Here is a 26,669-nt window from a genome sequence, read left to right as displayed (position 1 = left end):
CCTACACTTTCTCTCGTGTATTTTTTCCAAAGATTCCTGCTGGTCTAAAAATTAGTATAAGAATTAAGATAATAAATGCAGCAGCATCTCTCCATAACGAGAACCCTAATGCACTAACAATCGTTTCAACTACTCCTAATACTAATCCACCTACCATAGCTCCAGGTATTATTCCAATACCTCCAAGAACTGCGGCAACAAATGCTTTCACACCAGGAATAACACCCATTAGCGGATCTATCTTTGTATAATACACACCAAAAATTACACCTGCTGCTCCAGCTAATGCAGAACCAATTGCAAAAGTAGCAGAAATAGTATTATCTACATTAATACCCATTAGCTTTGCAGCCTCAGTATCATGAGAAACCGCTCTCATCGCTTTACCAGTTTTCGTTTTATGAACAATAAATTGCAATAATATCATCAATACAACTGAAACAGACAAAATTAAAATAGACTGAACGCTTATTTGTGCTCCTAAAATATCAAAAGAACGATTTGAAAACACATCTGGGTAAGCTTCTGGTTGAGCACCTCTAATGTAAATTACACCGTATTCTATTAACAGAGATACACCAATAGCAGTAATAAGAGCAGCAATTCTTGTAGCATTTCTTAATCGCTTGTATGCAATGCGTTCAATAATTACACCAAAGAGTGCACAAGCTGCCATTGATAAAATAAGTGCTGGGAAGAATCCTAATCCAAACACAGTAATCGAATAGAACCCGATAAAAGAGCCTACCATGAACACGTCACCATGGGCAAAGTTAATCAATTTAATTATTCCATAAACCATTGTGTAACCTAGGGCGATTAATGCGTATATACTGCCGAGTGAAATACCGTTAATCAATTGTTGTAACCATTCCATAAAGTTTCACTCCTTTAATTCAAAGTTTCTAGAAATAGAAAAGGAGGGATATAATCCCCCCTATATAAAACATGTTAATCTTAAGGATTAACTTTAGTGTTAAACACTTGCTCACCATTTACGAATTCGATGATAGTTGCTGATTTAATAGGATGATGATTTTCATCGACAGAATATAATCCTGTAACTAATTCTAAGTTGTCTGTAGCCTCAAGCGCTTCTTTAATTTTTGTTCCATCCAATGAACCAGCACGTTCAATCGCATCTTTCAAAAGATAAACTGTATCATATCCAAGTGCGTGGAATGAGTTTGGTGCTTCTCCATACTTTTCAGTAAACTTGTCAGCAAATTCTTTCGCTTTGCCATCTGGATCTTCAGCAGAATAAGCAGTAATAATAAAAGTATTATTTAATGCATCTGCTCCAGCTAAGTCGACAATAGTTGGTGAATCCCAACCATCAGCACCCATCAATGGAACTGTTATTCCCAATTCGCGAGCTTGTTTTACGATTAAGCCAACTTCTTCGTAATATCCTGGAATAAAAATGAATTCTGGATTTGAAGCTTTAATGCGTGTTAGAGTTGAACGGAAATCAGTATCTTTCGCAACATAAGATTCTTCCGCAACAATTGTGCCTCCAGCAGCTTCAAAGTCTTTAATGAAAGATTCTGCTAAACCTTTTGCATAATCACTTGCATTATCAGCGAATACAGCAGCATTTTTAACTTTTAACTCATTAGCAGCAAAGTTTGCAGCAACTGTTCCTTGAAAAGGATCTATAAATGCAGTACGGAATGTGAATGGATTTACTTTTCCATTTTCTCCAACAGTTACTGTAGTACTAGTCCCAGAAGGAGAAATCATAGGAGTTTTATTGTCCGTCGCAATTTGTACTTGAGCCACTGAGTTCCCGCTAGTTGCAGCACCGATTATAGCTGTAACTTTGTCTTGACTAGTTAACTTAATAGCTGCACTTGTTGCTTCTGCAGCATCAGACTTGTTATCTACTTTAATAAGTTCAATTTGTTTTCCATCAATACCACCGTCAGCATTGATTTCCTCAACAGCTAATTCTATTGCGTCTGCCTCGGATGAACCATAAGAAGCTACAGCTCCAGAAAGTTCTAAGTTGGCACCGATTTTTATAGTATCTCCCCCATCGGAACTACTACCCTCTTCTCCACCTGAACATCCAGCAAGCACTCCTGCTAAAAGGGATGATGCAAGGAAAAGTGAAGCAAATTTTTTTGACTTCATAAATATTTTACCCCCTGTTTTTTGATAGTTCTGAAAATATAAGCTATACTACTTTTCTTTTTTATAAGTATTCTCTCAGACTATCAATATATTGTTTAGAACAATCTCATTGTAAAACAAACTTCAAATTCAGTCTATACTAATTTTTCGATTAATTCTCAAATTTCTATCATTAGGTTAATATAGTATTTTGACTCACCTCAAAAGTCCTTGATAATACTACGTTTGCTTTATTTCGTAACCCTCAATATAATTCTTTCGAATCATTTATATTATTCATTTATTATTAAAATTTCTATCATTCTCACTAATAAATTCTTTAATTCACAGAAAAATTTAAATAAAATGATTGTTTTTACTTTTTCATCTCTGTTCGTTATACTATTAATTAGTTCGATATCCGTAATATTAAGGAGTGATAAAATGGTTAAAAGTTTACCAATTAGATCAGATGTAAAATTAGAAGAAACATGGAATTTGAAAGACTTGTTTAAAACAGAAGAAGATTTTAACGATTCTTTAAAGGAAATAGAGAAACTTGCAGATTATTTTGAAGAGAAATATAAAGGAAAAATCAATCAGCCGTCTATTATTTTAAAGGCTTTAAAAGATTATTCTGCTTTATATGAAAAACTAACACCAGCTGGAACTTTTGCAAGTTTGTCTCTTAGCACAGACCAGACAAATACAGATGCACAAATGCGCGGAAGTAAATTCTCTTCCCTAGCTGCAAAAATAAGTAGCAAGCTTTCATTTTTAAATAGTGAGCTTGTGGAGTTACCTGACGAAGTTTTACAAGAAGCAATAGCGGAGGGTGCAGAATATCAAAATTTTTTACAAAAGCTTCTTATAAAAAAACAATATCAATTACACCCTGAAGTAGAAAAGACTCTAGCAGCATTTTCTTCAACCTTTAATGCACCTTATAAATTGTATGATACAACCAAAATGTTAGATATTTCCTTTAATGATTTTGAAGTGAACAATTCCTCCTACCCTCTTAGTTATGTTCTATTTGAAAATGATTGGGAAGCAGAATCAGATACAAGTGTAAGACGCGCAGCTTTCAAAGCTTTTTCGAGTAAATTAAAGGATTATCAACATACGACTGCAAAAACATATGATATGCACTTACAAATAGAAAAAACAACATCTGATTTAAGAGGTTATAACTCTATTTTCGACTATTTATTATTAAACCAAGAGGTCGATCGTAGTTTGTACGATCGACAAATCGATTTAATTATGAAAGAACTTGCACCACATATGAGAAAGTATGCAAAGCTTCTTCAGCAAGTACACGGATTAGATAAAATGACTTTTGCAGATTTAAAAATCTCACTTGATCCTTCTTATGAGCCTAAAATCTCAATTGAGGAGTCAAAAAAATATATAACAGATGCTTTGGAAGTAATGGGTGAAGAATATATACAAATGGTGGAACGATCCTACAAAGAGAGATGGATCGATTTTGCACAAAATACCGGCAAATCAACTGGGGCCTTTTGTTCGAGTCCATATGGTAACCACCCCTATATTCTTATTTCTTGGTCTAGCAGAATGAACGAAGTATTTGTTCTTGCACACGAACTAGGGCACGCCGGTCATTTCTATCATGCAAATAAAGAGCAAAATATATTTAACGCCCGCCCTTCTTTGTATTTTATCGAGGCTCCTTCTACAATGAATGAAATGCTCATGGCCAATCATTTATTAGAAAACTCAAATGATCCTAAATTTAAAAGGTGGGTAATTTCTTCAATAGTAGCTAGAACATACTATCATAATTTTGTTACGCACTTATTAGAGGCAGCTTATCAAAGAAAAGTTTATGAAAGAATTGATGAAGGACTACCAGTTAATGCACAAATTTTAAATGAATATAAAAGAAGTGTATTGGAAGAATTCTGGGGCGATGCAGTAGAAATTACTGACGGTGCTGAATTGACATGGATGAGACAACCTCACTACTACATGGGTCTATACCCATATACTTATAGTGCCGGCCTTACAATCTCTACACAAGTATCTAAGCGCATCTTAGATGAAGGTAAAGCTGCGGTAGATGATTGGATTAACGTATTAAAATCAGGAGGAACGAAATCGCCTGTTGAATTAGCAAATATGGCCGGAGTAGATATTACAACAGAGAAACCGTTAAGAGATACGATCGAGTACATCGGTTCCTTAGTTGATGAGTTAATAAAATTAACAAATGAGATAGATAAATAATAAAAAAAGCTAAACCTTATAAAGGTTTAGCTTTTTTTTGTACATCTACTCTTTTTACAAAGAAAGCCAGTATTAAAGCAACAACTGTAACTAGCGTAGCTATAAAGAATGTAAAGTTAATACCCTCCAACATCGCTTTCATACCCAGCTCTGCTTGGAATTGCACTAAGCCTTCCGTGTTGGTAGGCACTTTCCCTGCTGCTGCAGCTTCTGTTGCAAGAACTTTAGCTGAAGACTCCATCTTTGCATTCATAATTGTTAGGAATATGGCAGACCCGATTGCACCTGATACTTGCTGTAACGTATTGTTCATTGCAGTTCCATGTGGGTTCATATTCATTGGCAACTGATTTAATCCATTAGTCATTATTGGCATCATAATCATAGACATACCAAACATACGGATTGTATAGACTGCCATTATATAATAATAATCTGAGTCTTGCGCTAAGTCACTCATTAAATATGTTGCGATGGTTGTAATAATCAGACCAGTAATCGCTAAAACTCTAGCACCGTACTTATCAAATAGCTTACCGGTTATTGGTGACATTAATCCCATTGCAATAGCACCAGGTAGCATGAGCAGACCCGAATGAAATGGTGATATACCTCGAATAGTTTGAACATAAAGAGGTGTTAAAATCATCCCCGAAAACATTGCAGCTGAAACAACAATCGAAATTACAGATGACAAAGCAAACATTGGATATTTATAAATTCTAACGTCCAACATTGGTTCATCTAATTTTAATTGTCTCCATACGAAAACAATTAATGAAATAAATCCAACAATAATAGTTCCGTAAACAATTGGTGCGTCCCATCCTTTATCCCCAGCAGTACTAAATCCATAAAGCAATGCACCAAAACCGATACTGGATAGTATCAATGAGAATACATCCAGATTAACTTTACTATTAGGAGTAATATTGCGTAATTTAAATATAGCAAACAATAATACTATTATCGCAAACGGCAAAATAATCTCAAATAATACACGCCATTCATAATGCTCCAAGATAAATCCTGATAAAGTAGGTCCGATTGCAGGAGCTAATATCATTACTAAACCGAACATACCCATAGCAGATCCGCGTCGTTCAATCGGAAAAGCAGTTAACATAACATTCATAAGTAAAGGCATCATCATTGCTGATCCCGCTGCCTGTATCATGCGTGCCAAAATTAGTACCCAAAATTCTGGTGCAAACGCGGCAAGCGCTGTACCTGCAGTAAATAATACCATTGCTGTAATAAATAATTTTCTATTCGAAAATCTTTGAACAAAAAATGCACTAGCTGGAACTAAAATCCCATTCACTAACATATACCCTGTTGTTAGCCATTGTACAATGGAAGGCTTCACTTTAAACTCTGTCATAATGGTTGGTAGAGCTACATTGAGTAGTGTATTATTCAAAAAAGCGATGAACGCGCCAACAAATAGTATCGCAATCATGGCATATGGTGGTTTTTGTTGCTCGTGGTTCATTATTGTTGTTCCCCCTAAATTCTTTCTTCTCTGTTATGACACTTTGATTATTTTATACTCCTAGTTTAAAAAAATCAAATATAATTTACTTGTACAATCGAAATGGTTTGATAAATCCATATTTAACAGTTAATATAGGAATTATACTATTAGTCTAAAAGGTGAAAATATGAATATAAAAAAAAGAAATGTATTACAAGCCGCAAAAAATCTTTTTATTGAAAAGGGTTTTAGATCTACATCCGTTCAAGATATTATTGAAGAAGCAAATATTTCAAAGGGGACCTTTTATAATTATTTCTCCTCTAAAAACGAGTGTATTGTAGCAATAATAGAGAGCGCTAGAGAAGAAATTTTGATAAAAAGAAGAGAGTTGCATACATCACAAAATGGATCTGATTTAAATGTATTGATCGAGCAATTGACTGTTCGAATGAATATATATAGAGACCAAAAACTTTTTCCACTTTTTGCATCTATTATCCATTCACAAGATATAGAGTTACGAGATCTAATAAAGAAGAATTATTTTGAAGAAATCAATTGGTTGTCGAAGAGAATTGAAGATATTTTCGGTGAGAAAACAAGAAATGTCTCTACAGATTGTGCTGTATTGGCCATTGGCATGGTTCAACAATTGCAACACCCATGGATTAATCAAATAGCAAATATTTCACTTGATCAATTAGTCAAGTTTGTCATGAGAAGAATTGAGTCGATTATTTATGAGATGACGAAGACAAACGACTCTTTATTGAACAAGTCACTCTTTGATTTAAATACAGTTGATGAAATAAAATCAAAACAACAGGTTGTAGAGCAACTAGAAAACTTTTATTTAGAAGAAAAAGAAAAAATGAATCAAAATGATCTGCAAGCACTTGAATTTGTTTTAGAAGAATTTTCGAAAGAAAAGCCACGCCTATTTTTACTAGAAAAAATCATTCCCACATTAACGGAATCGTTTTCCGGAACAACTTTGGAACAAAGATCTTTACCGATTATTTTTAACTTGTGGCAAATGATAGACAAATGGGGAGCTGATAATAATTGAACGATAAAGTTATTGAGCAATATCAAAATGATGAAAAAATGATGATAAGCTTATATGCCCAATGGTGCGTAAACCATGAAATAGATGCCGTTAAATTATATAAACAAGCTTACCCTTCCCAACAGGACAACGAATTACTTGTATCAATAATAGATGATACTGAAAAAAATAGTCTACAAGTCAATACGGATACATTACTACAAGTTTTACAGCTATTCGGAAATGACGATTTAGCTTTTGAGGTTTCCCAAGCAGCTCTAAAGAAAAAATAACCACTATATAGTGGTTATTTTAATTGGAGTATATTCAGTTTTGTAGCATTATCAAGTAATTGTTCCTGACTATTAATTTTTAAACCATCTGTTTCCCTATAATGATAATTACCATTGGAATCTTGTATTCTCGCTTTTGCTGTGTCATTTATTTCTAACTTTAAAATATCAATCACTCTTTTTTTAATGGATGGAGACAAAATTGGAAATAAAATTTCCACTCGTTTTACCATATTTCTAGTCATCATATCTGCAGAGGATAAATACAACCTAGAGGCCCCATTTCGATGAAACCAATAGATTCGTGAGTGTTCTAAAAATCTTCCAACAATGCTTATAACAATAATATTTTCACTTACGCCTTTAATCTGTGGTCTTAAACAACAAATCCCTCGAACTATCAACTCAATTTTCACACCAGCTGCCGAAGCCTCATACAATTTTAATATTAGATCCTTATCAGTTAACGAGTTCATTTTGAGAATTATATGACCGTTATGAAAAGCTTTATGATATTCTATCTCTTCATCAATTAAATAGAGAAATTTATCTCGAATATCATAAGGAGAGACTACTAATTTTTTGTATTCTGGCTTATCTGTATAACCGCTTAAAAAGTTAAAAAATCTGGTAGCATCCTGCCCTATTTGTTTATTTGTCGTAATAATCCCCATGTCAGTATATATATTGGCAGTTTGATCATTATAATTACCTGTTCCTAAATGGACAAATTGTTCTATTTTTTTATTCCTTCTTCGAACGACTAGCGTTATTTTGGAATGAGTTTTTAAATTATGCATCCCGTATATAACTAAGCATCCTGCTTTTTCCAATTCTTTCGCCCAATGAACATTCTTTTCTTCATCAAAACGAGCTTTAAGTTCAACTAAAACGGTAACTTGTTTTCCATTTTCCGCAGCTCTTTTTAAAGCTCTTATTATTGGTGAATTTCCGCTTACGCGATATAAGGTCTGTTTTATAGCTAAAACAGTTGGGTCATCTGCAGCTTTTTCAACAAAGTCTACAATTGGTTGGAAGGACTCATATGGATGATGAAAGAATAAATCTTGTTTTAAGGCTTTCATATATATATCCTCCTCCGTTGCAATATCTTTGGGAGGTTGAGGTATAAATGACTGATAAAATAAATGATCATATTTCCCTTCAAATACCTTAATAAATGAAAATAAAAATGTAATATCCAACGGTCCTTCTATTTTATAAACATCTTCAAAAGATATTTCTAGCTCATCTAACAGATAGTGTAGAATTTTCTGCTTTATTTCGGTTGATTTAACCTCAAGTCTACTTACAGCTCCCCATTTTCGTTTCTTTAATTCTTTTTCAATCTCGATTAATAAATCACGGGCACCTTCCTCATGGATGGTTAAATCAGCATTACGGGTTATACGAAATGGATTGGCATATTTAATATGATATCCATGAAATAATTTATGTATGTTTTCGATGATTACATCTTCTAAAAGCACAGCAGCAAATGAACCATCTTTTGTAGTAACCTGAATGAATCGATTTAAGACAGATGGAACCTGAACAATAGCAAACTTAGATTGTTCTAAAGATATATTATTTTCATCTTCTATCATAACTAAAATATTCATCGTCTTACTCAGCAAAATCGGAAATAGTCGGTAAGCATCTACAGCAATGGGAGTTAAAACAGGAAAAATTTGCTCTTCAAAAATTGTATTTAATTCTTGTTTTTGTTCATGTGATAATTGATTAAAAGTTAACAAAGAAATTCCTTCATTAGGTAACTTCAACTCGATTAAATCTTTATAAATCTTCATTTGTCTACTTACAAGATTTCTTGTAATGATCGAAATTTGCTCCAATTGTTGTTTAGCTGTTAGACCCGCCTTATTTTCAGGTTTGTTAAATCCAACTCTTACTTGGTCCTGTAATCCAGCAACTCTTACCATAAAAAATTCATCTAAATTTGAACTAAATATCGCTAAGAACTTTAATCTTTCAAGTAAAGGATTGGTTTCATCCTCAGCCTCTTGTAAAACCCGTTCATTAAAGGCAAGCCAGCTGATTTCTCGATTATTATAATAAGCATAGTCATCAAATCGATGATCTTCTGTACTCTCCAAGCTCATGTAGTTTATTCCTCCAAAATCTTAAATTCTATCTGTACGTCTTTACTACATATTTTTCCTACATGTTTTTTTAATTTTTCCGCTTGATATTTTTCCAACATAAAATTATTAGAAACAACAAATGTTATTGTTACGTTGTTTGCTAAATTTTCAAGAAAAACATCCTTAATCGTTGATCTACTCAGTATATCTAATCCTTTTATAAATCTAAATAACGCACCAATATCACGTAGTTGTTTTATTTCTCTCTCATTCAAAAAAGCTGGCAATGAATTTACGTATCGTTTAAAAGTCTCTCTATTTTGATAGGAAGCAAGTAAGGCAAGCTTGAATCGTTCTTCGTTAGATACACCATTTATGGATAGATTTGTTATTAGGTAAAATGTATGTTCGCTGGTAGCATCTTGATCTATATGTTTTCCGATATGATAAAGCTGATACGCATAATATAAAAGTTCTTCATTTTCTAATGGTTGAATATATTTCCATTGTACAAAGGACATGTATATCTTTTGAAATATTTCATATAAATGAGAAACTTCCAATTCATGTACATGAAACTTTCCTAATATATGACGAATGGATTTCTTAATCACTTCATTTTTATTAAAATCTTCCGGAAATTTTTCTACCAACTGAGAAAAAATTATACCTTCGCGTAAACCTTTTTTACTATAAACCATTGACGGAGCATCCACTACTTCCATTAAAGTACGAAATGTTTCTAACGCAGGGATAATAATATCTGAACGATCACTTGAAAGACCGTCTATTTTTTTCAACCCATCCGCTGAACATTGCGCAAACATAAAACTAATTTCTTGTATGTCTTCTTTCTTTAATTCATATTGGTGAATTCCATTTAAAGGAAAGCTTTTTCGTTGCTGATCAACAAGCGCTAAATTTCGCGCACTTCCTCCAATTGTAATAATCGGTACTTGTAATTGGTTTAACCACCCTAAAGAACCGAACTGTTCACTCACGTAATTTATGAGTTCTAACTTTTCTTCATCCGTAATGGTTGTCCCTTTCATAAACTTTCCTTTTAATGAGACTGTTCCAAATGAAAAACTATGAAAACGAATAAGGTTTTTATCTTTAAAATACGTAACCTCGGTACTTCCACCACCCATATCAATTGTTACTGCATCGGAGATATTAGTAGAATGAATTACTGCAAAGTACCCATAATATGCTTCTTGCTCCTCTGATAAAATTTGTAGGTTTAACCCTACTTCAGACTTCACAATTTCTAAAATTTCTTTCTGGTTTTTTGCTTGCCTGATCGCAGCAGTAGCTGCAGCAAATACATCATTTACTTTTATATCTAATAATATCTCTTTAAATTTGGTAAGTGTTTCTATTAATATGTTAATACCATCTGTACTTAAATTTCCATTTCTCAATATGTACATACTCAATCTTGCTACTGTTTTGAAATTATGATGTTCAACAAGGCCTTGAGAGGAATTGTAGCTATATACAACAAGTCGAATAGTGTTTGACCCAATATCAATAATTGCTTTTTGATCTGTTTTTATCGTCATAAAACTCTCACTCCTCTATTACTAATTTTATCCGATTTTACTTAACTAAATGTTAAGCTTTTGTAAATAATGTATTCTTAAATTTCTGAATATATTTTATTGTACAATATCCAATTGTATTGTAAAAATTAAGTAATTTTTCCTTCTTATATACCGTAATGAATTTTGTTAATGTACAATATTAGTAATAAAGAGGGGGAATAATAAGAAATGGGGAAATTTACAAAGCAAGAAAATAGTTGGGCACTTTATGATTGGGGTTCTTCCGCTTACTCGATCATTATTACAACTGCAGTATTTCCAATATTTTATAAATCTTCTGCGACAGCTGCTGGTGTAGATGGGTCGGATTCAACGGCTTATCTTGGTTATACAATCGCTATATTCACATTTATTTTAGCTATGCTTGGTCCAATTTTAGGTTCAATCGCAGATTATCGCGGCATGAAAAAGAAATTTTTCACTTTTTTCTTTGTACTTGGAGTTACATTTACTGCATTACTAGCATTTGTTCCCTATGATAATTGGTTACTATTATTAATTTGTTATACATTAGCAGCACTCGGAGCAACTGGCGCAAATGTTTTTTATGATGGATTTATTGTTGATGTAACCACGGATAAACGAATGCACAAAGTTTCAGCAAGAGGATACAGTTTAGGCTATATTGGTAGCACTATCCCCTTTTTAATTAGTATTGTTATTATTTTGTTAGCAGGCAAGGAAGTAATTCCTCTTTCAAGCATTAATGCTAGTCGGATTGCATTCCTAATTACAGCTACATGGTGGATCGTGTTTTCTATTCCTTTATTCAAAAATGTCCAACAGATACACTTTATTGAACGTGATGGTAACCCGGTTATTCAAAGCTTTAAACGCTTAGGTAATACATTTAAAGAAATACGAAAATACCGAGCATTGTTCTTATTTTTACTAGCGTACTTTTTCTATATTGATGGAGTCGGAACAATTATTAGTATGTCTACTGCATATGGTACAGATTTAGGACTTGACACTACCGGGCTATTACTAGTGCTTTTCGCGACTCAGGTAGTAGCTGCACCATTCGCTATACTGTTTGGCAAACTTGCAGGAAAATTTTCCGAGAAGAAAATGCTTTATGTCGGCATAATAATTTATATCATTGTATGTATTTACGCAGTTTTCTTAGAAACAATTGTGGATTTTTGGATTTTAGCAATGCTAGTTGCAACTTCCCAAGGCGGTATTCAGGCTCTCAGTAGATCATACTTCGGGAAATTAGTACCAAAAGAAAATTCAAATGAGTTTTTTGGATTTTACAATATTTTCGGCAAGTTTGCTTCTATTATGGGTCCACTATTAGTAGCATTTACTGCTCAACTTACAGGAAAATCAAACTATGGCGTGTTTAGTTTAGTTGTCTTATTTATTATCGGCCTTTTCATTCTATCGAGAGTCCCTGAACCAAAAGAAGCAGCACCAGTTGATGAAGTTGTTTCCACATCATAATAAACAAGAGACATGCTAAGCATGTCTCTTCAGACTGTAGACAAACTCAAAGAAATTTGAAATTGTCTATAGTTTTTTTTATTTACAATACATAGTAAGAAATCGTCAATTTCCGTTTCAGGCGCTACGCTTTCCACGGGCACTGCCTCAGCCTTCCCCCTTGCTCCTGCGCAAGCTCGTCGCAGAAAAAACGTTGCTCCTGCGCAAGCTCGTCGCAGAAAAAACGTTGCTCCTGCGCAAGCTCGTCGCAGAAATTAATTTCGCTACGCTCAGTCCGGGTGCTTCGGCTCGTGCTGTTCCCGTAGGAGTCTTCGCGCCTTCCACTCCAATCGACTAGTGTTGGCTAATTTAAAAAGTGTTGAGGTTCTAAATCTTCTAAGAAGTTGAGGTGTTGAATATCATGATGACCAAAAACCAAATCAATGAACGTGAACAACTTGAAATGCTAACATTGAGAAACTTGTACCGAAACACCATTTGGTTCGTAAATTGGATGCCATGTTTAGCATAATGAAAGTTTTGGTAAACTAAAAAAGTGTTTTAGCACTATAGAATACTTGAAACACGGATGTGCACTTGCCACACGCTTTGCATGAGCCTCTGCAGGATGAGTCGCTTTTTTTAAGGGTCTCATTCTTCGCGGTCTTGCGGCGTGGGAGGCGCACATCCTATTTTCCACTGTTGATAAAAAAATCCCTTTTTATAAGTCATTGATTACAGTATTTATGTTCTTCAAGAAAACCTTTTAATCGTAATCGCTGACAACTGCATTCGCGCCTTCCTAAGCGCATGACGTCAGTATGAGACAGATGGCTCCGCCTAGTGCAAATAGCGGCTCAAGCAAACGTTCGGCAAGCTTCGAATGCATATAGATATGTAGTATTCCATATAACCTAAACCCTAATTAATTTGCTCATTTAGGACCAGAATCTACTTTACTGAAATTTTGTTTTGAATGAGCTTTCTTTTAGTCCAAATAAGAGTGAAAATGAGAAATAACTCAAATGCATTGGTCACTGCCCCACTTTCAACATTTATAGGTATCGCACTTCCAATCGTCATGATAAATACACCTATAAAAAACAGCACCCACTTTGTTTTTACCCATAGAACAACACTACATAAAATTAGTATCAGTGTTACAAACAAAATCATTAATGGTGGTCCAGAAACCTCTTCTATTGTTCCGTACCTTAGAACACCAAATTCCTGTATTGGTATTAATTTGAGTCCAATTGTTTCAACAACAAGCTCTAATCCAATCATACCTAGTGTATAAATAATAGTTGCAGCTTTTACCCAAGTCTTTTGAGCCCATTTGACCCCACTTTCCTGAAGTGAACCAACTGAAAATATAACTAAGAGTGGTGTAAAAAGAGCATGAAACCAAAACCTCGCTAAATTTAAACTTTCTAAGAAAGAACTTTCTCCAATCCATCTACCAATTGCAATGATAAAATTATCATAAACAAGTGCTATTACAATTAAATAGATAACATTAGTCCACTTATGCAGGCCTTCCTTTCTGATTCCTTTTAATCCAACTACGAGAAATATTAAATAAGCAAGTGTAAAAACAATATATAAAATTGTATCCAGTTTCCGTCACCCCTCTCGCATTCTATATCCCCTTCTTTGTTCTTACTTAATCCGGTTATTCAGTCTTCTTAATATTTTTTGGCTAAAAGAGTAGTGGTAATACCAACAGAAACTACAGTGATGCAAGAATACAATAATGATACAGAATCGACTAGGAGACTCCCCATGACTACTACTAATATATCAATCGATAGAATCCCTAATCCCGGATTAATGCGTAACATTTTAGAGATCATCTGAGCAAGTAAATCTGTTCCACCAATTGTTATGTCTGATCGAAGCATTAAACCAATTCCTAGGCCAACAAAAATCCCACCACTTATCGCTCCAGCCAATTCATTCGTAATTAATTTCTGCCCTGCAATATGTAAAGGATAGAAGAAATCAATGATTACTGAAGAAAATAATAATCCATGAATACCATTATAAAAAAATGTTCGATAGTTCATCCAAGCTATTAAAAATATCGGCAAACTGACACAAATAATAGCAATCCCAACTTTTACATTAAATAAATAATGAATGATTAAACTTATACCAATGGCTCCGCCGTCCAATAGATGATAAGGAACAATAAAAAAATTGATTCCGATTGCTATTAAAATACTTCCTAAAAAAATAATAAGAGACTTTTGTAAAAACATGATCATCACCTTTCCGCATATAAAAATATATGTTTGAGGAATGAAAAAAACACAGGAAAAAAATAATCCTGTGTTCGGTAATCTTATGTTATTTTGATTGGGCAAAAGTTGACGGCATTACAACTGCAATTACTTCTCCTTTAGCACAAAGTACGTCACCTGCAAATACTTCAGTTGTCACTTTCCATTTCTTCGGATGAATCTCTTCTACTGTACCTATCGCTTTAAGCAACACATTTTTCGGAGTAGGTTTTAAGAAATCAACATGCAATGAGCCTGTTACGAAACGAGGTGGTGTTTCACCGCTTCCCGGCTCATGACCATTCTTCCGATGTAAAGCAAGAGATGCGGATCCTGTCCCATGGCAATCTACTAGTGCACCTATTAATCCTCCGTACACAAATCCTGGTATTGCAATATGTTCTTCTCTTGGCTCATATACAGTTTCCGTCTGGTCCCCATTCCAGTACGTTCGTAAATGATACCCGTCTTCGTTTAATCTACCACACCCATAACACCAAGCAAAATCATCTGGATAGTCATCCTGAATAGCGCGAATATTTTCTTCCATCTCTCAAATCCCCCTTGTTTTTAAAGATACTTATATAATACTTCTCTTCTATCTTGAAATATAGGAATTCTTTTTCGAACATCTTCAATTTCATTTATATCAATATCCACTAGTTTAACCTTTTCTTCATTTTCGCCTACCCACAATACTTCTCCCCATGGGGCTATTACCATCGAATTACCATCAAATGAATTGTTTGGATCACTTCCTACACGGTTTACAGCAACAATAAAAATTTGATTTTCAATAGCTCTTGCCTGCAACAATATTTTCCAGTGATCAATTCGTGCATCTGGCCATTGAGCTGGAATAAACATTACCTTTGCACCACTTAATGCATGAGCTCGTGTCCATTCAGGGAAGCGTAAATCATAACAAATAATTCCACCCATTTTGACACCATCTAATGTAAATAGGTTCTTTTCATTACCTTCTTCCAAATAATGGTGTTCATCCATTAATTTAAATAGGTGTGCCTTGTTATATTCGGAAATTATCTCTCCATGAGAATTTGTAACGTACATTGTATTGTAAAACTGCTCCCCTTTTTTGGTAGAAACAGATCCCCCAACTATATGAATGTTTAATTCTTTGGACAATCGAGAAAATAATTTTTTCGTAGTTTCGCCTTCCAAGTCCGCGATTTCTATTAATCTCTTTAAATCATACCCTGTATTCCACATCTCTGGTAATACAACAATTTTAGCTCCTAAAGAGGCTGCTTCTCTTACTTTTTCTTCAACCTTCAAAAAATTTTCTTTTGGCGCTCCAAACGCAATATCTAATTGAACACATGCAACTTTCATTTCGCCACCACCTATAGACATAATACTAAAAAGATTATAAGATTTGTCTAATCTATGCAACTATTTAGAAAAAGAGGTATCACACATGGAATTTTCAAATCGACTAAAAAATTTACCTACTCAATTTTTTGCAACACTTGTTCAAAAAGTAGCATTAGCTGTGTCAGAAGGAAGAGATGTCATAAACTTAGGTCAGGGCAATCCAGATCAACCTACTCCTGAACATATAGTTAGAGCATTGCAAGATGCAGCAACAAATCCTTTAGCACACAAATACTCCCCTTTTCGAGGAATAAATGAGTTAAAACAAGCAGCTGCAGACTTTTATAAACGTGAGTACAATGTAGAAATAGATCCATATACCGAAGTAGCAATAATGTTCGGAACGAAGATTGGTCTAGTTGAATTACCATTAGCGATGATGAACGAAAATGAACTAATGCTCTTACCAGATCCAGGTTATCCAGATTACTTATCAGGTGTGGGGCTAGCAAGTGTTCGATTTGAAACAATGCCTTTACTAGAAGAAAACAACTTTCTTCCTGATTACAGTAAATTAACAGAAATACAAAAAGAAGATGCGAAGTTAATGTACTTAAATTATCCAAACAATCCTACTGGGGCAACTGCAACAAAGGATTTTTTTGAAGAGACTGTTGCACTTGCAAAAGAATCAGATATAGCGATTGTTCACGACTTTGCCTATGGAGGAATTGGTTTTGACGGTCAAAAACCAATCAGCTTTTTACAGGTTAAAGGTGCAAAAGATGTAGGTATAGAGATGTATACCCTTTCTAAAACTTATAATATGGCGGGTTGGAGGGTTGGCTTCGCAGTTGGAAACCCAAAAATAATTGAAGCGATCAATATTATTCAAGATCATTTATTTGTTAGTCTGTTCCCTGCAATCCAAACTGCTGCCGCTGCTGCACTAAATGAGAGCCAGGAATGTGTCAATGAACTTGTTTCTTTGTATGAAGGTAGAAGAAATGCATTAGTAGATGCTTGCTCAAGAATAGGATGGAATGTCAAAGCACCAAAAGGCTCCTTTTTTGCATGGTTACCAGTTGCAAAAGGTTACACAAGTCAAGAATTTGCAAACTTACTTTTAGAAAAAGCCGATGTAGCTGTAGCTCCTGGAAATGGTTTCGGATCCTTTGGTGAAGGCTATGTCCGTGTTGGGTTATTAGTGGATGAAGTTCGATTGGTAGAAGCTATAAATCGTATTGAAAAACTAAATCTATTTTAATAAAAATATCGATTTACTTTTGTAAATTGCTCAGATTGTAGAATAAAGGCAGTTTGCTAATTGAACGTTCATTATTTTTGATTTTTTGCCGTCATTTTCTTTTACCTCAATATTATTCTTCCTAAGTATATAGAAAATAATAGGGTAGCAATTTATTAGTTTGGAGAAGCGTCCACTCGACTCCTGCGGGAAAGCGAGACAGACGAGACCCCGCACGTAGCGAGAGCTGCGGAGGAGGCTCGGCGCTCGCCCGCGGAAAGCGAGGGGTAAGCTTCGGAAAACCTTATTTATCCTTTATAAAATAATTCGAGTTTGTCATAACAAACTAGAGTTAGCAAACTTCTTTTTGTCTACAACTTACCCGACCGATTTACTTTTGTAAATCGGGTTTTTTATTACAGATTATTTGTTGAAGTTTTATTAGAATCCACTGGGTAAAATTGGTTTGCTCCTGTTTCCTCATCAAACTTACGATGAAACTCCATTCCAGTAACTTCAGCTAAAACTATATCAACCGTAATAACAGTGTTTTCTCCTTTGATAAAATGACCTCCAAAAATGTTGCCATGTTGATCACACATGGACCCGTGAAAATGAGTTTCGTATTCCCCTTCCCTTTTACATACAACACCTGTCCCTTGTAAAAATTCTATTGGACCCTCTTTTACTATAAGGTCATTATATCCAACACCAATTTTAGAGCTTTTATTCGATACAAGATAAACAAAACCACTTCGTTGAAAACTTCCAAAACAACTTATGATTGTTGCATATTCGATACAATTTACTTTACATAATTGCTCAATTCCTTCTAGTAAATCTGTTCCATAAATTAGTCTTGCACCAACAGTTTTACCTAACTGACCAGTGGCATAATTTGCTCTTATTAAAGACATAAAATTCATCATCCCTGCATATTTATTTATTGATAATAACTTTAAACTAACCCGACTGAAAATTTCAACTAGAAAAAATTTGTTGACTTTAATAAGTTGATGTAGTAAATTAACTTTTATGGAATAGCTGAAAAATTAAATAGCTTTTATCTCTTATCAAGAGTAGCTGAGGGACTGGCCCGTTGAAGCTCGGCAACCATCTACATTTTTAATGTAGAAAGGTGCTAAATCCTGCAAAACATTTGTTTTGACAGATAAGAGAGGACAATCATATTTTTGTGTGCCTCTCTTTCTGTGAAAGAGAGGCTTTTTATATTTATTCAACAATACTAATAAATTATAGGAGGAAAAGAAATGAAAAAATTTGGTTTGCTTTTATCAACAGTACTTTTATCTGGAGCACTTGCAGCATGTGGGGATAGCTCTAGTGAAGGAGAAAAAACGGAAGCGTTAAATGAGAAAAAATTAGTAGTAGGAGTTACAGCAGGTCCCCATGAACAAATTGTTGAAGTTGCAAAAGAAGTAGCTGCAAAAGACGGTCTGGAAATTGAATTAAAAGTTTTCTCTGATTACATACTTCCAAACACTGCACTATCTGAAGAAGACTTAGATGCTAACAGTTATCAGCATGAGCCCTTCTTAAATACTTTTAATGAAGACCATGGAACAGATTTAGTACCTGTTGGGAAAACAATTCTAAATCCTATGGGAGTTTACTCAGACAAATTTGACTCAATCGATGATCTTCCAGACGGAGCAACTTTTGGTTTACCTAACGATCCAACTAACGGCGCTCGTGCACTATACATTTTAGAAGAACATGGACTAATCAAAATAAAAGAGGATAAAAGAGAAACTGCTTCCATCTATGATCTAGAAGAAAACCCAAAAAATTTAAAATTCATTGAGCTAGAAGCAGCTCAAATCCCTAAACAGTTAAGCGAAGTTGATGCAGCAGCAATCAACACTAACTTTGCTTTAGATGCGGGTATTAATCCAAAAGAAGATTCTATTTTACTAGAGTCATCTAATTCACCTTATGTAAACTACATTGTTGTACGCGCTGAGAATAAAGACGACCCAACGATTCAAAAGTTTGTAAAAGCATATCAATCAGAAGAAGTTAAAAAATTCATCGAAGAAGAATTTCAAGGTTCTGTATTACCTAGCTGGGAAGAGTAGATAATATTCGAAAACGTTACCGACCTTGGTAACGTTTTCTTTAGAAAGGAAGACAAACAATGATTGTATTAGAAAATATATCGAAAGAATTTAACAGCAAGAATGGCATTGTAAAAGCAGTGAAGAATGTCAATATTCATGTAAAAAAAGGCGAAATTCATGGAGTAATAGGATACAGCGGGGCCGGAAAGAGTACACTCATTCGTTGCGTAAACCTGCTAGAAAAACCTACTCAAGGCAAAGTTATCATTAACGGCAAGGAAGCTACCTCCCTTCCCCTTCCTAAACTAAGAGAAGTCCGAAATAAAATCGGAATGATTTTCCAAGGATTCAACTTATTAAAAACAGCTACTGTTTACGATAATATAGCCATCCCTCTAAAACTTCTTGGGTATGATCAAACAGAAGTAAAAACGAGAGTAAACAAATACTTAGAAATTGTAGGGCTGACTGATAAACATCATAACTATCCAAATCAATTATCAGGTGGTCAAAAGCAAAGGGTCGCAATTGCACGTGCTCTTGCGCAAGAACCGGAAGTGTTATTAAGTGACGAAGCAACTAGTGCGCTTGATCCTGAAACAACCGATTCTATCTTAGAACTATTATTAAAAATTAATAGAGAACTAGGAATAACAATTTTACTGATCACGCATGAAATGAATGTGATTCAAAAGATTTGTGATTATGTATATGTAATGGAAAATGGAGAAGTGGTTGAGCAGAACACTGCTATTAATCTATTCACTAAACCAAGTCATCCAACTACTAAAAAGTTTTTAAGTACAATTAGTCAGCGAAATCTCTCTCCTACTTTGATTACTCAGTTAAATGTTACAGGAGCTGTTACACGTTTAACATTTGTTGGAGAAAGTACAGGTAAGCCTCTACTCGCAGAAGTTAGCCAAAAGTTCAATGTTCAGCCAAATATTTTAACTGCTAATATTATTGAATTAAAAAATGGGATCGTTGGAAACATTGTCGTTCATTTAATTGGTGTGAAGGAACAAGTAACTGCTGCACTAAAATTTCTCGAAGACCACGGAGTTGGTACTGAGGATTTGGAGGGACAATCATGAACAGATATGAACAGTTTACAGAGCAATGGTTACCGATTATCGGAAAATCAGTGATTGAAACATTCCAAATGGTTGGTATTTCACTGTTCTTCTCTGTCCTAATCGGAATTCCTTTAGGAATTTTAATCGTATTAACTAGACCAGGTCAGGCATTACAAAATAAAGTTTTGTATCAAATTAGTAATTTATTTATTAACATAGTACGTTCAGTTCCATTTATCATTTTACTCTTTTTTATACTTCCTTTTACGAAAATAATTGTTGGTACAACAATCGGTGTTAAAGGAGTTATAGTTCCATTAGTTATCTATACCGCTCCCTATATCGCACGTTTAATGGAGTCTGCCTTACTTGAAGTAGAGAATGGTGTAATTGAGGCCTATACAGCGATGGGGATAAAAACTAGATCGATAATTTGGCATGTACTTTTAAGAGAAGCACGCCCTTCTATCATTTTAGGATTAACTATTTCAACAGTTAGTTTAATTGGCGCAACTGCCATGGCTGGAATGGTCGGAGCTGGTGGACTTGGAGATTTAGCCTACCGTTTTGGACATTTACGTTACGAAGTTGATGTAATGTACGCTACTGTCTTTATTTTAATTATCCTCGTACAAAGTATTCAATCCATCGGCAATAGATTAGCAGCAAGATTGAAGAAAGATTAATCGGAGGTTTTCATATGACTAACTATTTGTATGTTGAACGTAACGGATCAATCGCTACTCTCATTATTAATCGGGCAGAGAAGAAAAACTCTTTTTCACTCGCTATGTTTAAACAGCTAGGTATTATTTTGGATGAGCTCGAAAGTGATTCTAAAATAAAAATATTAATTTTAAAAGGTGTGGACGAATCAGCCTTCTCTTCTGGAGCTGACATATCAGAATTCCTTGAAAATCGTTTTTCCGCACAAAAAGCAAAAGATTATAATGATGCAACTTTGGAGTCTATTGAGAAATTGTATCGTTTTCCAAAACCAACAATAGCTCTTATTAAAACATTGGCAATTGGTGGTGGGTTAGAGCTAGCTAATTCTTGTGATTTTAGATTTGCTACCTCAGGAAGTAAACTTGGTATTACCGCTTCAAATATCGGAATTATTTATAACTTAACAAGTACTAAGCGTTTAGTGAAATTAATCGGTCCTTCAAAAGCAAAAGAATTACTTTATACTGCTTCTTTAATCTCTGCTGAAGAAGGAAAAGAATTAGGTTTAATCGATTATGTATTTCCTATGGAAGAGATTGAAGAGAAATGTCTTGAGTTTGCCGAAAAAATTACCCGTAAATCTTCTGTAGCAAATAATGGCATCAAGCAAGTAATCCAATCGATTATAGACGGTGAAAATGCAGAAACGAAAGAAATTGAACAACTAATTTTAGATTCATTCAGTTCAGATGATTATAAAGAAGGAATTCAAGCATTTTTAGAGAAAAGAAAACCTAATTTTTCTTAAGAGGTGAGCTCATGTCAACTATAAAAAATAATGATTTGTTACTAGATAATATTGGTTCTAATGAAAAATACCCTATTAATTTTAGTGAATTAGAACAAGCTGCACAGGAAAAATTAGATGCAGGTCCATTTGGTTACATCCGGTCATCTGCTGGCGGTGAAGAAACATATCGTAAAAATAGCAATTCATTTGAAAAGTATTCTATTGTACCAAGATTTCTTACTGATGTTTCTACTTTAAATACAGAAGTAACTATCCTTGGACATACATATCCTCATCCCCTTTTCATAGCTCCTGTAGGAGTAAATAAAATCGCACATGAGGATGGGGAAATTGCTGTTGCTAAAGCAGCGGCAAAATTTAATTATCCATATATACAAAGTACCGTATCTAGTTATTCAATCGAAGAAATCGCAGAAGCAACAAAGGGCAGTTCGAAATGGTTCCAATTATATTGGTCTCAAAACAAAGAAATTTCATTTAGCATGGTTAGAAGAGCAGAAGCTGCCGGGTATGAAGCAATTGTGTTAACGGTAGATACAGTTATGCTTGGTTGGCGTGAAGAAGATGTTCGAAATCAGTTCTCCCCACTTAAACGTGGTTTTGGTCAAGGAAATTATACTTCTGACCCTATTTTTATGGCTGCCCTTTCAGATCATTCGATGGATGCCATTATTGATAGTATGATAGAGAACATCTATCATCCTACTTTAAATTGGAACAATATCGAAGAATTAAGAGAGTATACTTCATTGCCGATTTTGCTAAAAGGTATTCTCCATCCTGAAGACGCAAAGCTAGCAATTGAAAAAGGGATAGATGGAATAATTGTTTCAAATCATGGTGGTCGTCAGTTAGATGGGGTTATCGCAAGTATCGATGCCCTTCCGGAAATAGTAGAAGTCGTAAATGGGCAAATCCCTGTGCTATTTGACAGTGGCGTAAGACGAGGTTCAGATGCGGTAAAAGCTCTAGCACTAGGTGCAACTGCAGTTTGCATCGGACGTCCTTTTGTCTGGGGGCTTGCTAGTGGTGGGCAAGCTGGTGTGGAAAGGGTTCTTGAAAATTTCCTTCAAGAAACAAATGTGTCTATTTCTTTGAGTGGCGCTCGTAATTTAGAGGAGCTTCGCAAATTAAAAATTGTTAGAAGCTAATGGCAGATTTAAAGGTGGGAAGTTGGAAATGAAACAAGCTTTAAAAGGAATGAAAGTAATTGATTTATCACAAGTTCTTGCTGGTCCCTATTGCACAATGGTGCTAGGAGATATGGGTGCTGATGTTATTAAAGTGGAAAAGTTTCCTAAGGGCGATGATACCCGAACAATGGGTCCATATATTAACGAAGAAAGTTATATGTATATGATGGTCAACCGAAATAAACGTGGGATATGTCTTAATTTGAAGACAGAAGAAGGCTTGAAAATATTATATAAACTTATAAAAGATGCAGATGTCTTCATCGAGAATTATCGTCCAGGTGTTACGAAGAAACTTGGTATTGATTATGATTCGTTAAAATCAATTAATCCTGCTATTATTTATTGTTCTATATCTGGTTATGGCCAAACTGGACCTTACAAGAATAAAGGTGGCTTTGATATTATGGCTCAAGGTCTCTCCGGTTTAATCGAAATGACAGGAGAACGCACTGGAAAGCCTGTAAAGGTAGGTATTGCAATCCATGATATCGCTGCAGCTCAAACAGCAATACAATCTATTTTAGCTGCATATATCCATCGATTGAAATCAGGAAATGGTCAGTATATTGACGTTTCGTTAGTAGATTCCGGACTTGCTTGGACTGTTTGGGAAGCTGCTGCATACTTTGGAAAAGGCGAGGTGCCAAGAAGGAATGGTACTGCACACCGAGTTTCTGCACCCTATCAAGGTTACAAAACGAAAGATGGATTTATTTTAATCGGCGCAGCCAATCAAAAGCTTTGGGAAAAATTTTGCTTATTAGTAGTAAATAAACCAGAGTGGATATCGGATGAGCGATTTCTAACAAATAGTATACGTTCACTTCATGTCGATGAATTAGAAGTTGAAATTGAAAATATTTTAAAAGAACACGACTCATCCTATTGGCTGAATCTTTTAGATGAGCACGGGATTCCTTCAGGGCCAATTTATTCCTATGACCAAACTCTTTCGGATAAACACATACTTTCTAGAGAAATGATTTTAGATTATGAACACCCTGTAGCTGGTCCGATGAAGACACTTGGATTCCCTGCAAAATTCTCAGAAACACCTGGACAATTCAAGAGCCCTGCTCCCCTATTGGGACAACATAATAGTGAAGTGTTGAATGAGCTAGGATTTTCAGTAGAAGAAATTAATGACCTTTTAAGTAAAAAAGTAATTAACAAATAGGACCGAGTTCACACTCGGTCCTTTCTTTTTACATATTAGCCATTAATCTTTTAGCAATTGCTGCATATTCATCAGGTCCTATGCCAGGTGCGAATTCTTCAGGTTTTGACTCTAAATCAGGAATATCATATCCTTTTGGACTACCTTCTTTTACAAAGAGCTGATCCCCACTTGCTGGATTAGTCCCTTTCCAAATATATTTTATATCTTTATAGTCGCCTACATTATTCCATGTGAATAATACGTTTCCGTAACCACGTTCCTCATACTTTCTTGCTTGATCAAAAACGCGATTATCTAAACTTGGAATAGGAAGCATCGTTGTCACATCTGTTCCTGTTGCCATTTCTATCGCTTTTGCATACGCAAGAATATGTGTACCTCCACGAACAAGTAAATAGCCAATTAATTCTCTAGCAGCAGGGTGGTCTGTCATCTCATATACACGCATTTTATGTGTACGAGCGCCACATTCTAAGAAAAAGTTATGAAGCAAGTCTAGTACCAAGTTTCCACTTGAAAACACATAGTCTCCTCTCCATGGATTACCCATTGAATCTCCAGCTAAAGAAGTCTGTGCATTTGCAATGAAGGCGTAGGTGTTCCGTTTATCTGTAGCATTTTGAAGCGGAGTTATATCTGGGTCTCCAGTAAATGAAGTTCCTTTATGCAAAAGATTAATTGTATTGGAGACAAGCTCTACATGACCAAATTCCTCTGCTGTGATACTGGCAACCAAATCATAAAAAGGCTTTAATTTTGATTTCCCTCTGAAGTTAAAGGATTGGTACATATAATTATTTAATGTGGACATTTCACCAAATTTTCCACCTAACAGCTCTTGAACAGCCGAAGCAGCATTTGCATCACCATATTCTACGTTGGGAAGTTCTATTAATAGCTTGTTTACACGTTGAAACATATAGTCTCTCCTTCCCTCATAGCGCTTGTGTAACCCAAACAATTTGCTGGTTTCGTATAAAAAAAGGAGTGCCGCTAACATCTAATACAATGTGATCCGGAGTTAACATTGTTAATATTCCTTGAAGTGTACTTCTAGTAGTTTGAACTGCAATATGTTGTCCATTCAATCTCATAAGCTGTTGGTAAAGATAAGATTCAACATTACTGACAAACTCAACATTTGGCTGTGAATTTGGATTAACTTTAACCATCCTTTCTATACAATCACACTAGTGTATGAGATGAATATTTATATGGTGACAATTAAGTGGTATGATAAAATGTAGATGTAAAACAAAGTAGGTCGAAAAGAATGACAAAACGTTTAGTTATAACTGGTTATAAAGCACATGAATTGGGTATTTTTAATGATTCACATGCAGGAATACCTATTATAAAAAGAGCAATATACAATCAATTGCTTTTACTAATGGATGAGGGCCTTGAATGGGTAATATTAAGTGGTCAACAAGGGGTTGAAACTTGGGCTGCCGAAGTATTACTAGAGATGAAAGTCGATTTTCCGCATTTAAAATTAGCTATAATAACCCCTTTTCTGGAACAAGAAAAAAATTGGAATGAGCAAAAACAAGAAAAGTATAGAAATTTGCTTTTTCAAGCGGATTATCATACAAGTATTACTAAAAGACCTTACGAGGCACCATGGCAATTCATCGAAAAAAATAAATTCCTACTTAGAAATTCGGATGGAATTCTAATTGTCTACGACGAAGAAAACGAAGGGTCTCCCAAACATTTTAAAAAACTTGCACAACAATTTGCTGAAAAAGAAAACTACACTTTATTCATAATTGATGCATATGACCTTCAAGTGATAGCAGAAGAAATCGCAGAGGAAGAAAGGAATAATTATTTATGATAACTGAAAAATTGTCCAAAAAAATCAACGAAGCAAATGGCGTGAAAATTAATTTATTGATAGAAGAAAAAGATTATGCTGAAAGACATCAATTACTTTCTGCCGAACAAAAAGTAGTAATAACTGAAAAAAATGAGCAGTTTTCTGATGCTATAATTGAACGATTCGTTAAAGAAACAGATGAAACGGTTTCTAAAGGTACTAAGGAATTTTTTCAATCTCCACTTTCCCATGTCAAAGAAAACCAAACTGAATATGTATATGTAGAATCTAAAAGCTTTGATATTATTAATGTAGATGCTATTGCATTAGAATTCGACGAAGTATTCGAAGTATACACAGCAATGTTTGGATTAGCATTACAAAAGAAATTTGGTGGGTCTATACGAGATTACTTAAATCAACATTTTGATTCCGAAAAGATGAACTATAGCTTAATGTTTTCTGGTGAAGATGGATTATGGGAAGTGAACTTACCACTAAATTATATGGCAGGATTTAACGAAGACACTACGATTGAACAAACTTATCAATTTTTGTATTCCTTTATCTTCTCATTAGTAGAAGCAGTAGAAAATAATAAATAATACTTTACAATCATGAATTCAACTATTC

The 26,669-nt window shown here is 34.6% G+C and carries 25 protein-coding genes and 1 riboswitch; of the genes, 13 read left to right on the top strand and 12 right to left on the bottom strand.

The genetic code is table 11. The features are described 5' to 3' along the window. Nucleotide 1: 1 nt before the first annotated feature. Together PGC35_RS06135 and PGC35_RS06130 are read right to left on the bottom strand one after the other, a co-directional pair. Nucleotides 2–877 (bottom strand): branched-chain amino acid ABC transporter permease, encoded by an 876-nt coding sequence (locus tag PGC35_RS06135; RefSeq protein WP_056829652.1) that lies wholly within the window; start codon nucleotides 875–877, stop codon nucleotides 2–4. Between the two features lie 80 nt (nucleotides 878–957). Beyond that, the gene (locus PGC35_RS06130; protein ID WP_375218537.1) at nucleotides 958–2,136 is read right to left on the bottom strand and encodes an ABC transporter substrate-binding protein; all 1,179 of its coding nucleotides are present in this window, start codon (nucleotides 2,134–2,136) and stop codon (nucleotides 958–960) included. Between the two features lie 423 nt (nucleotides 2,137–2,559). Between PGC35_RS06130 and pepF the strand changes: the two genes are divergently transcribed. Beyond that, nucleotides 2,560–4,368 carry an oligoendopeptidase F gene (gene pepF / locus PGC35_RS06125; protein WP_375218536.1) on the top strand — a complete coding sequence of 603 codons (1,809 nt, stop codon included), beginning with the start codon at nucleotides 2,560–2,562 and terminating at the stop codon, nucleotides 4,366–4,368. Nucleotides 4,369–4,384: 16 nt separating this feature from the next. Here pepF and PGC35_RS06120 read toward each other — a convergent pair whose 3' ends face one another. Beyond that, nucleotides 4,385–5,863 carry a DHA2 family efflux MFS transporter permease subunit gene (locus PGC35_RS06120; RefSeq protein WP_053589700.1) on the bottom strand — a complete coding sequence of 493 codons (1,479 nt, stop codon included), beginning with the start codon at nucleotides 5,861–5,863 and terminating at the stop codon, nucleotides 4,385–4,387. A 169-nt stretch (nucleotides 5,864–6,032) separates the two neighbouring features. On the opposite strand from PGC35_RS06120, the gene PGC35_RS06115 reads away from it, so the two are divergent. Both PGC35_RS06115 and PGC35_RS06110 read left to right on the top strand, forming a co-directional pair. Beyond that, nucleotides 6,033–6,917 carry a TetR/AcrR family transcriptional regulator gene (locus PGC35_RS06115; protein WP_375218535.1) on the top strand — a complete coding sequence of 295 codons (885 nt, stop codon included), beginning with the start codon at nucleotides 6,033–6,035 and terminating at the stop codon, nucleotides 6,915–6,917. Beyond that, entirely contained in the window at nucleotides 6,914–7,189 is a 276-nt protein-coding gene (locus PGC35_RS06110) for a hypothetical protein (RefSeq protein WP_375218534.1), read from the top strand. The genes PGC35_RS06115 and PGC35_RS06110 overlap by 4 nt, the downstream gene beginning before the upstream one ends. Nucleotides 7,190–7,203: 14 nt before the next feature. Here the strand turns inward: PGC35_RS06110 and PGC35_RS06105 are convergent, their stop codons facing one another. After that, nucleotides 7,204–9,312 carry an RNA degradosome polyphosphate kinase gene (locus PGC35_RS06105; RefSeq protein ID WP_375218533.1) on the bottom strand — a complete coding sequence of 703 codons (2,109 nt, stop codon included), beginning with the start codon at nucleotides 9,310–9,312 and terminating at the stop codon, nucleotides 7,204–7,206. Nucleotides 9,313–9,317: 5 nt separating this feature from the next. Continuing rightward, the gene (locus tag PGC35_RS06100; protein ID WP_375218532.1) at nucleotides 9,318–10,859 is read right to left on the bottom strand and encodes a Ppx/GppA phosphatase family protein; all 1,542 of its coding nucleotides are present in this window, start codon (nucleotides 10,857–10,859) and stop codon (nucleotides 9,318–9,320) included. Between the two features lie 210 nt (nucleotides 10,860–11,069). On the opposite strand from PGC35_RS06100, the gene PGC35_RS06095 reads away from it, so the two are divergent. Next, complete coding sequence (locus PGC35_RS06095; protein ID WP_375218531.1) at nucleotides 11,070–12,350, top strand: MFS transporter; 1,281 nt, start codon at nucleotides 11,070–11,072, stop codon at nucleotides 12,348–12,350. Between the two features lie 930 nt (nucleotides 12,351–13,280). Here the strand turns inward: PGC35_RS06095 and PGC35_RS06090 are convergent. From PGC35_RS06090 to PGC35_RS06075, 4 genes are all read right to left on the bottom strand, one after another. Next, complete coding sequence (locus PGC35_RS06090) at nucleotides 13,281–13,616, bottom strand: hypothetical protein (RefSeq protein ID WP_375218530.1); 336 nt, start codon at nucleotides 13,614–13,616, stop codon at nucleotides 13,281–13,283. Between the two features lie 401 nt (nucleotides 13,617–14,017). Next, complete coding sequence (locus PGC35_RS06085) at nucleotides 14,018–14,593, bottom strand: YitT family protein (protein ID WP_331457310.1); 576 nt, start codon at nucleotides 14,591–14,593, stop codon at nucleotides 14,018–14,020. 88 nt (nucleotides 14,594–14,681) lie between these two features. Next, nucleotides 14,682–15,164: a PaaI family thioesterase gene (locus PGC35_RS06080; RefSeq protein ID WP_053589706.1), complete on the bottom strand. Its 483-nt coding sequence runs from the start codon at nucleotides 15,162–15,164 to the stop codon at nucleotides 14,682–14,684. Nucleotides 15,165–15,184: 20 nt separating this feature from the next. Beyond that, nucleotides 15,185–15,970 carry a carbon-nitrogen family hydrolase gene (locus PGC35_RS06075; RefSeq protein ID WP_375218529.1) on the bottom strand — a complete coding sequence of 262 codons (786 nt, stop codon included), beginning with the start codon at nucleotides 15,968–15,970 and terminating at the stop codon, nucleotides 15,185–15,187. Nucleotides 15,971–16,055: 85 nt separating this feature from the next. Between PGC35_RS06075 and PGC35_RS06070 the strand changes: the two genes are divergently transcribed. Continuing rightward, complete coding sequence (locus PGC35_RS06070) at nucleotides 16,056–17,219, top strand: pyridoxal phosphate-dependent aminotransferase (RefSeq protein WP_375218528.1); 1,164 nt, start codon at nucleotides 16,056–16,058, stop codon at nucleotides 17,217–17,219. 395 nt (nucleotides 17,220–17,614) lie between these two features. Here the strand turns inward: PGC35_RS06070 and PGC35_RS06065 are convergent, their stop codons facing one another. Next, nucleotides 17,615–18,115: a PPC domain-containing DNA-binding protein gene (locus PGC35_RS06065; RefSeq protein WP_375218527.1), complete on the bottom strand. Its 501-nt coding sequence runs from the start codon at nucleotides 18,113–18,115 to the stop codon at nucleotides 17,615–17,617. A gap of 150 nt (nucleotides 18,116–18,265) precedes the next feature. Continuing rightward, a riboswitch (SAM riboswitch) is annotated at nucleotides 18,266–18,376 on the top strand. 93 nt (nucleotides 18,377–18,469) lie between these two features. Here PGC35_RS06065 and PGC35_RS06060 point away from each other — a divergent pair. The 6 genes from PGC35_RS06060 to PGC35_RS06035 are packed head-to-tail and all read left to right on the top strand — an operon-like array spanning nucleotide 18,470 to nucleotide 24,211. Next, nucleotides 18,470–19,297, top strand: a complete 828-nt coding sequence (locus PGC35_RS06060; protein WP_056829628.1) for a MetQ/NlpA family ABC transporter substrate-binding protein — start codon at nucleotides 18,470–18,472, stop codon at nucleotides 19,295–19,297. 59 nt (nucleotides 19,298–19,356) lie between these two features. Beyond that, nucleotides 19,357–20,376 (top strand): methionine ABC transporter ATP-binding protein, encoded by a 1,020-nt coding sequence (locus PGC35_RS06055; protein WP_375218526.1) that lies wholly within the window; start codon nucleotides 19,357–19,359, stop codon nucleotides 20,374–20,376. Continuing rightward, nucleotides 20,373–21,044, top strand: a complete 672-nt coding sequence (locus tag PGC35_RS06050; RefSeq protein ID WP_053589712.1) for a methionine ABC transporter permease — start codon at nucleotides 20,373–20,375, stop codon at nucleotides 21,042–21,044. The genes PGC35_RS06055 and PGC35_RS06050 overlap by 4 nt, the downstream gene beginning before the upstream one ends. A 14-nt stretch (nucleotides 21,045–21,058) precedes the next feature. Beyond that, a complete protein-coding gene (locus PGC35_RS06045; protein WP_375218525.1) occupies nucleotides 21,059–21,835 on the top strand; it encodes an enoyl-CoA hydratase/isomerase family protein in 777 nt (258 codons plus the stop codon). Between the two features lie 11 nt (nucleotides 21,836–21,846). Then, a complete protein-coding gene (locus PGC35_RS06040; protein WP_375218524.1) occupies nucleotides 21,847–22,989 on the top strand; it encodes an alpha-hydroxy-acid oxidizing protein in 1,143 nt (380 codons plus the stop codon). Nucleotides 22,990–23,017: 28 nt separating this feature from the next. Continuing rightward, nucleotides 23,018–24,211, top strand: a complete 1,194-nt coding sequence (locus tag PGC35_RS06035; protein WP_375218523.1) for a CaiB/BaiF CoA transferase family protein — start codon at nucleotides 23,018–23,020, stop codon at nucleotides 24,209–24,211. 28 nt (nucleotides 24,212–24,239) lie between these two features. Here the strand turns inward: PGC35_RS06035 and PGC35_RS06030 are convergent, their stop codons facing one another. Next, nucleotides 24,240–25,133 carry a manganese catalase family protein gene (locus tag PGC35_RS06030; RefSeq protein WP_375218522.1) on the bottom strand — a complete coding sequence of 298 codons (894 nt, stop codon included), beginning with the start codon at nucleotides 25,131–25,133 and terminating at the stop codon, nucleotides 24,240–24,242. Nucleotides 25,134–25,149: 16 nt separating this feature from the next. After that, nucleotides 25,150–25,386 (bottom strand): YuzF family protein, encoded by a 237-nt coding sequence (locus PGC35_RS06025; protein WP_056829617.1) that lies wholly within the window; start codon nucleotides 25,384–25,386, stop codon nucleotides 25,150–25,152. Nucleotides 25,387–25,487: 101 nt separating this feature from the next. On the opposite strand from PGC35_RS06025, the gene PGC35_RS06020 reads away from it, so the two are divergent. Together PGC35_RS06020 and PGC35_RS06015 are read left to right on the top strand one after the other, a co-directional pair. Continuing rightward, complete coding sequence (locus tag PGC35_RS06020) at nucleotides 25,488–26,054, top strand: SLOG family protein (RefSeq protein WP_375218521.1); 567 nt, start codon at nucleotides 25,488–25,490, stop codon at nucleotides 26,052–26,054. Beyond that, nucleotides 26,051–26,641 carry a branched-chain amino acid aminotransferase gene (locus PGC35_RS06015; protein WP_375218520.1) on the top strand — a complete coding sequence of 197 codons (591 nt, stop codon included), beginning with the start codon at nucleotides 26,051–26,053 and terminating at the stop codon, nucleotides 26,639–26,641. The genes PGC35_RS06020 and PGC35_RS06015 overlap by 4 nt, the downstream gene beginning before the upstream one ends. The last annotated feature ends 28 nt before the right edge of the window (nucleotides 26,642–26,669 follow it).

It is taken from the genome of Psychrobacillus sp. PGGUH221 (assembly GCF_042055255.1).
Lineage (GTDB): Bacteria > Bacillota > Bacilli > Bacillales_A > Planococcaceae > Psychrobacillus.
This window is presented reverse-complemented; position numbering and strand designations above follow the sequence as displayed.